The 6,106-nt window shown below is 55.4% G+C and carries 8 protein-coding genes and 1 pseudogene; 6 read left to right on the plus strand and 3 right to left on the minus strand.

Annotated elements, in window-relative coordinates:
* Positions 1 to 245 (minus strand): DUF4277 domain-containing protein (locus tag G3480_RS24605; RefSeq protein WP_420824642.1); only part of this gene is annotated, 245 nt, incomplete at its 3' end.
* Between the two features lie 310 nt (positions 246 to 555).
* Here G3480_RS24605 and G3480_RS28680 point away from each other — a divergent pair.
* The 6 genes and pseudogenes from G3480_RS28680 to G3480_RS24620 form a co-directional block, all read left to right on the plus strand.
* A pseudogene (locus tag G3480_RS28680) lies at positions 556 to 705 on the plus strand (IS630 family transposase); the annotation flags it as partial.
* Positions 706 to 931: 226 nt separating this feature from the next.
* Entirely contained in the window at positions 932 to 1,201 is a 270-nt protein-coding gene (locus G3480_RS28685) for a hypothetical protein (RefSeq protein WP_240906044.1), read from the plus strand.
* Positions 1,170 to 1,550, plus strand: coding sequence for a transposase (locus G3480_RS28690; RefSeq protein WP_240906043.1), 381 nt, complete (start codon positions 1,170 to 1,172; stop codon positions 1,548 to 1,550). The genes G3480_RS28685 and G3480_RS28690 overlap by 32 nt, the downstream gene beginning before the upstream one ends.
* A 196-nt stretch (positions 1,551 to 1,746) precedes the next feature.
* Complete coding sequence (locus G3480_RS24615; RefSeq protein ID WP_240906040.1) at positions 1,747 to 2,778, plus strand: IS4 family transposase; 1,032 nt, start codon at positions 1,747 to 1,749, stop codon at positions 2,776 to 2,778.
* Positions 2,779 to 2,832: 54 nt separating this feature from the next.
* Positions 2,833 to 3,201: an IS4 family transposase gene (locus G3480_RS28695; protein ID WP_240906041.1), complete on the plus strand. Its 369-nt coding sequence runs from the start codon at positions 2,833 to 2,835 to the stop codon at positions 3,199 to 3,201.
* 5 nt (positions 3,202 to 3,206) lie between these two features.
* Positions 3,207 to 4,415 carry a glycosyltransferase family 2 protein gene (locus G3480_RS24620; protein WP_164656872.1) on the plus strand — a complete coding sequence of 403 codons (1,209 nt, stop codon included), beginning with the start codon at positions 3,207 to 3,209 and terminating at the stop codon, positions 4,413 to 4,415.
* Between the two features lie 524 nt (positions 4,416 to 4,939).
* Here the strand turns inward: G3480_RS24620 and G3480_RS24625 are convergent.
* Positions 4,940 to 5,068 (minus strand): transposase, encoded by a 129-nt coding sequence (locus G3480_RS24625; RefSeq protein WP_164656873.1) that lies wholly within the window; start codon positions 5,066 to 5,068, stop codon positions 4,940 to 4,942.
* Positions 5,052 to 5,582, minus strand: coding sequence for a transposase (locus G3480_RS24630; RefSeq protein WP_164656874.1), 531 nt, complete (start codon positions 5,580 to 5,582; stop codon positions 5,052 to 5,054). Before G3480_RS24630 ends, G3480_RS24625 begins: the two co-directional genes overlap by 17 nt.
* Positions 5,583 to 6,106: the final 524 nt, after the last annotated feature.

A 6,106-nucleotide genomic window follows, 5' to 3' on the forward strand; every position in this document is an offset into this window, starting at 1 on the left:
TTGAAGAACAACGGGGTGAGGTACAGGGCGCGCTGCGTAAAGCCCAAGCCGTTGAGCACCATCGCCTTAACCGCCTGCCCGAGGGAGACGTTGCGGCTGTCTTCATCCTGCACCAGCACCTGGTCGATCAACTCCCCCAGACCCAGCTCGTCGTACATTCCGGCCACGAGCCCCAGGTGATTGAGGACCTGGCTGCTGTAATGGCGTGGACTAGCCATGGAGCCGGTGTCGATGTGCACGGCCATCTGTGCTTCCCCTCAGCGTTGGCAAAAAACGCGATGATACAGAACGTGAGGGAGCAGCTGCCGCTGGGGTGATGGCTGTGGAATAACGGTGCTCAGCCACGATGACGGGCGTTTTGTTCGTTTTTCGTGTGCGAGATGACGACACCTCCACTGAAAATCAGCAACAAAAAATTCGTTATTACACGTTATGGCGTGCGGAATGTCGGGTAAGATGTTCGACCATAGACGAACTCAAGTCAGAACGGTTTCGCCTTGCAACATCCATCCGGCGAGGTGGCCGGGCTCGCTCAAATAATGTATTGTTTTGCTCATGGTTGATTACTCCTTCCCAGCTGCTGAGCTTGACGCGCTCCGTGCGAGCCCTCAGCGCACGCGCGAACAGCGCGCGGCTGATCGCCTCAGGGCTGTGGTGCTGCTCGCCACGGGTTGGAGCACCGAGGCGGTGGCGGAGGTGCTGCAATTCGATGCCAACACCGTACGCAACCATTTCCTCCTCTACCAGCAGGGTGGGATGGGAGCGCTCGTCAACGTCGCTTACCGCGGCAGCGACGTTCAGCTCACCGACGCCGAGTTCTCCTACCTCGACGCGCATCTGCGGAAACACGTTTACTGCACTGCAAGAGCCGTCACCCAGTGGGTGGAAGACACCTTCGAGGCGAGCTACACGGAGAGTGGCATGACCTCTCTTGCTGCACCGCCTCAGTTGTATCTACAAACAGCCCGAGCCGATTCCGCGCAAGGCCGATGCCGAGGTCCAGAAAGCCTTTCTGGCCGAGTACGAAAAGCTCAAGCAAACCGAAGTCGACGAGGATCTGGTGCATTTCATGGATGCCGTGCATCCGCAGCACAATCCGGTTATCGCCGCCGGCTGGATTGAGCGTGATAGGGAAACTGCACTCCAACACCGGGCGCAAGCGCCTGAATATGAACGCTGCGATCAACCTCGAGCAGCTTGAGCCGATCGTGCGCTACGGCGACACCATCAATGCTGACTCGACCATCCCCTTGCTTCTGCAGCTCGAGGAGCGGCACCTAGTAGCGACCTGGATCTACGCCATCTGCGACAACGCGCGTTACGATCGAATCAAAGCAGTTCAAGCGTATCTCAAGACCTCACGGATTAAGCTGCTTTTTCTCCCACTGTACGCGCCCGATGTCAACTTCATCGAACGGCTCTGGAAGTTCTTCAAGAAACAGATCCTTATACAATTGCTATTTCGAGACATTCGCCGAACTCAAAGCCACCTATTGAGGAATTCTTCCGCAACCCGAGCCAATATCAGGGTCAGCTGCGATTTTCGATAACGGAGAATTTTGCCATTATCGGTAAATGAAAAACCGAAAAACCGGCATTAGATTGGCATATGAAAGACCATAGCTTTACCTACATCTTGGTTCGGCATCGTACACAAACCAGTAGTACTCCTAGCATCCGGGTAGACCGCACGGGTGAGGTTCGTGTGCAATGCGTCCCTACTGAAATTGACCGGGACACCGCCTGATGTACGAAACAGCCCTGCTTGAGCCGACCGAGGGAGTCACGCCGCCTTTTATGGGCCTGTCGCCGGGAACGTTGGAGGAGGAATTGAGCGGCATCGACCTAGGGGATGTGCGGCGCAATCGGCGCGCACAGCAGGTGTTGGGACAGTTCGGCGCCAAGCCCAGCGTGAGCATTCCGGCGGCCTGCGGTGGCTGGGACGAGACGCGCGGTGCCTATCGCTTGCTCGGCAATGAGCGCGTCACGGCGGCGAGCGTGCTCGCCCCGCACATCGCCTGCACGCAGGAGCGTCTGCGCGCGCACCCGCGGGTGTTGTGCATCCAGGACACGACCGAACTGGACTACACCTCCAAGAAAGCGCGCATAGAGGGTCTTTGCCCGCTGAACTACGAGACGCGCTGGGGACTGTATCTGCATCCGACCCTGGCGGTGACCCCAGATCGAGCGCCCTTGGGACTGCTGGATCTTCACAGTTGGGCGCGCGAGCCTGGCAGTCTGGGTGAGGGCAAGGTAGCCAACCGCCCGCTCGAAAAGAAGGAAAGTGTGCGTTGGGTGAATGGCTTTGCCCAGGTCAACGCCTTGGCCGAGCAGTTGCCCGAGACCCGCTTGACCGACATCGCCGACCGCGAGGGCGACCTCTACGACCTGTTCGTTGAGGCGCCCTGTCCCGAGTCGGGGGCCGATTGGCTGATCCGCGGTCAGTATCACGATCGCCGCCTCACCGATGGGCGCACCTTGGGCGAGGCACTCGCCGCCGCCGCGGTGCTGACGACGATCACCTTCACCCGTCCCGCCGGACACGGCAAACCCGCGCGCCCGGTTGAGCAGCACCTCAAAGCCGTGCGCGTGACCTTGAAGTCGCCGCGACGTCCCGATCGTGCGCTCAGCGACGTCACCGTCACCGCTGTGTTGGCCACCGAGGTCAATCCACCGCTCGGCGAGGAACTCGTGCAGTGGCTGTTGTTGACCAACCTGCCCGTCGACACGCCCGAGCAGGCGCTCGAGAAGATCGCCTGGTCTCTCTGCAGGTGGTAAGTGGAGGTCTTTTTCAAGATTTTGAAAAGTGGCTGCAAAATCGAGCGCTTACAGTTGGAACAGCGCGAGCACCTCAAGCCCGCGTTGGCCCTCTACATGATCATCGCCTGGCGCGTGCTGCTGCTCACGCACCTCGGGCGCGCTTGCCCCGAGCTGCCCTGCGACGCCGTCTTTGACGAGGCCGAGTGGAAAGCCGTCTACCTCGTCACCCAGCGCCAGGATCCGCCAGCCGAGCCGCCCTCGCTCGACACCATGATCCGCCTGGTCGCTACCCTCGGAGGCTTCCTCAACCGCAAGCGCGATGGCTTCCCGGGGCCACAAACCCTGTGGATCGGACTGCAGCGGGCCGCAGACTTTGCACTCGCACTCGAGGCTCAACGCGCCCTTGAGAGTAAACGTAGTGTCGATAGTAGTTCTGGGTAAAGAGTATGATGAAAGACCTAATCACAGAGCCATTAGTTTCCATCGTCATGGTGAACTGGAACTACCAGCAGTTTGTTACTCAAGCGATTGATTCCGTCAAGCATCAGACCTATACACGATGGGAATGCGTTGTCGTCGATAACGGCTCCTCAGACCAGAGCATCGAAGTCATAGCGCGTGCGATAGAAGGCGACAACCGCTTCAGGCTTCTTCGCCTTGAAAACAACATAGGCCATTTTGCCGGCGCCATGGCTGCGCTCAAGCATATCACAGGATGTCTAGTCGCGTTTCTTGATGCTGACGACTATTATTTTCCTCAATTCTTATCAAGCCACGTCCAGGTTCACATATCTGCAATTAAGCCGACTGCTTTTACTTCAAGCAACACGGTCATGGTCGACAGCGACAACACCTTGATTAGCGGCGGGCTGCAACAGTTTGATGCCAAAGACGAAAGATTTAGAAAGAACTTACCGAAGCATCCGCTGTTATTGGCCAGCGGGGTGACCCCAGAATATTATGATCGCCTCAGGAATGGGACGTATTTTGGTGGAGAAGATCTCGGTTATTGGTACTGGCAGCATGGGTCATCGAATGTTTTGCGCCGAGAGCTTCTCGATATCTTGAAGCCAACCACAGAAGGCGAAATTCCGTTTGGTGGCGTGGATACATATTTTCTGATTCCGCTTTCCGCCATCACGGGCGCAACCGTGATGGATGTATCACTTTCCGCCTATCGTCTCCACGAAACAAATGACTGGGGCCGCATGCCTCTGTTTAACGGCATCCTGGCTGGAAATTTAGACGCTTACGCGAGGAACAAGCTCCTTAAGCGTTTATTGATTACCACATTAATCGAGAAGGCCGAAATACTGAGCGCAACAATAAATCCTTCTTATCGCTATTTTCGCTTCTTGGAGATAGTTTTTCATCATTCTGGCGAAACTGTATTATTGGGGCGAGAATCGCCATTTAGTAGCGACCCGATTATTGACACTTTATCAAAGAAAATGCCCTTCTTTGTTGAGACGTTCGGAATGGGTAGTGTATTCCAAGAATTTCGAAAGATGATGCCGCACGAGACATTGTGCCGCGTCATCTCGCGCACCTATGAAGGGCGTAAACGCTGGCGCGTACTTTTCTCCGTATGGAAGAAAGAATATATCTCTAGATTGAAAGCGGCGGGTAGGCGAATTTTATTTTTTCGCAGATGAATGAACCATCGTCTAGAAGACGATGATATCGGGTAACGGCTAAAGCCGGCGATTTAGCCTCAGAAGCTCCCTGAAGACCCGTTTACGGCCTACGCCAGGCACCGAGCAAGCAGATGAATCATCGCGATCTGAATCATGACTTCGCTGTTTCGTGTCAGCACTTCATAGTCTTTTGGATGGCGCCGATAGTTGAACAACCAGGAGAAGGTGCGCTGGCCTTGATCATCGTCTCGCCCAAGACCGATCAAAGCACTCAACTAAAGCAATTTTTATGTAAAAAATCAGAGTCTTACTTGACTTGCTGAGGTTGCATCACGGCAGGTGGACCGAACGATGATCAAGGCCGGTGCGCTCAACGACCCAGCGGCGCTTGTCTTGACCAGATGGAAGCCAGAGGAAGGGCGTTGAACCACGTCCAGATCGATGGACGGCGAGATCACGGGTGCCAACCAGGCTTTGAGGGGCGCTCCGTCATAGCCCCCATCGACCAAAATCTTGCGCAGCCAATGCATGGACCCGTCAAACTAGCCACGCAGCAGCTGTTTCAAGCCAGCCCGATCACCAACATTGGCTGCCGTCACCACCACCGTGAGAATCAGGCTCAGGGTGTCGACCAAGATGTGGCGCTTGCGCCCCTTAGGTTTGCTTGCCACCGTCGAAACCGACCGCGTTGCCTTGGGTGGCCGTTTTGACGCTTTGGCTGTCAATGCTTCCCGCCGTCGGTTCGGGCGCGCGCCCTTGACGACGTTCCCGCTCCAAGCGACGCAGCATCTCCATGACCTCGGCCCACACCCCGTCTCGGCTCCAGCGGTTGAAGTATTCATAGACCGTTTGCCACGGGCCAAAATCGTGCGGCAGCAGCCGCCACTGACAGACCGCCTTGGCTTGGTAGAAGATGGCGTTGACGATCAAGCGTAAGTCCGCCGGTGGGCGCCCAGGACCGCCAGGAACCTTGTTTGGTTTGGGCAGCAAGGGCACAATGATTTCCCACTGGGCATCGGTGACATCAGAAGGATAGGCTTGTCGGTTAATGGTGATCTTCCCCTCGGCGCCAAGCGCCAGAAAAACACTCGGATCGTCCACATGAACTGGCAACGCCTCAGACTTTGCTCTAGGGGCTTTGACCGCTTGCCTGATCTGGATTTGGGTTTTCAGACGGCTTCTCAAGTCGAGTCTATCCCTAGTACTACTTTGTTACCTTCGGCTAGTCGCTTGATTTTGCTATAATTGCCGAGGCGGACTCATTGGATACGGTAAGTGTTTTTTGATGATCACGAAAGATAGCCTTAGAAAAAACGAGATATTGAGAAAGTTAGGCAACCATCTCTCTTCTCATATTGAAGAATATCACCATTGCTTTCAGAATGAAACGTCTGACGGCCATGAGCTCAGGGCAAATCCGTTCTGCGTTGCAAGTAATTGATATTCAGCTTTATTGTGTTGCGACTATCGCGCAAGCAATTGTTTTGCAAAGGCTCATCCCTTATTGGTTCAGTATGGGATATAACTGCATGTATCTCCGATAAAAGCGGAAGAGAACGGTTTAGCCCCAATACCGTTCAATGGGCTTGCCGAATTCGTGGCCAAGTGTCAAGCTCGATTTCATGAAATCTTAACCTGATCAAGAGGCTACGGTGATCAACCTGCACCAGGAGACAGCCGCGGTGGCCGCATGGCCAACGGACGAACGC

It is taken from the genome of Thiorhodococcus mannitoliphagus (genome assembly GCF_010915725.1).
GTDB lineage: Bacteria > Pseudomonadota > Gammaproteobacteria > Chromatiales > Chromatiaceae > Thiorhodococcus > Thiorhodococcus mannitoliphagus.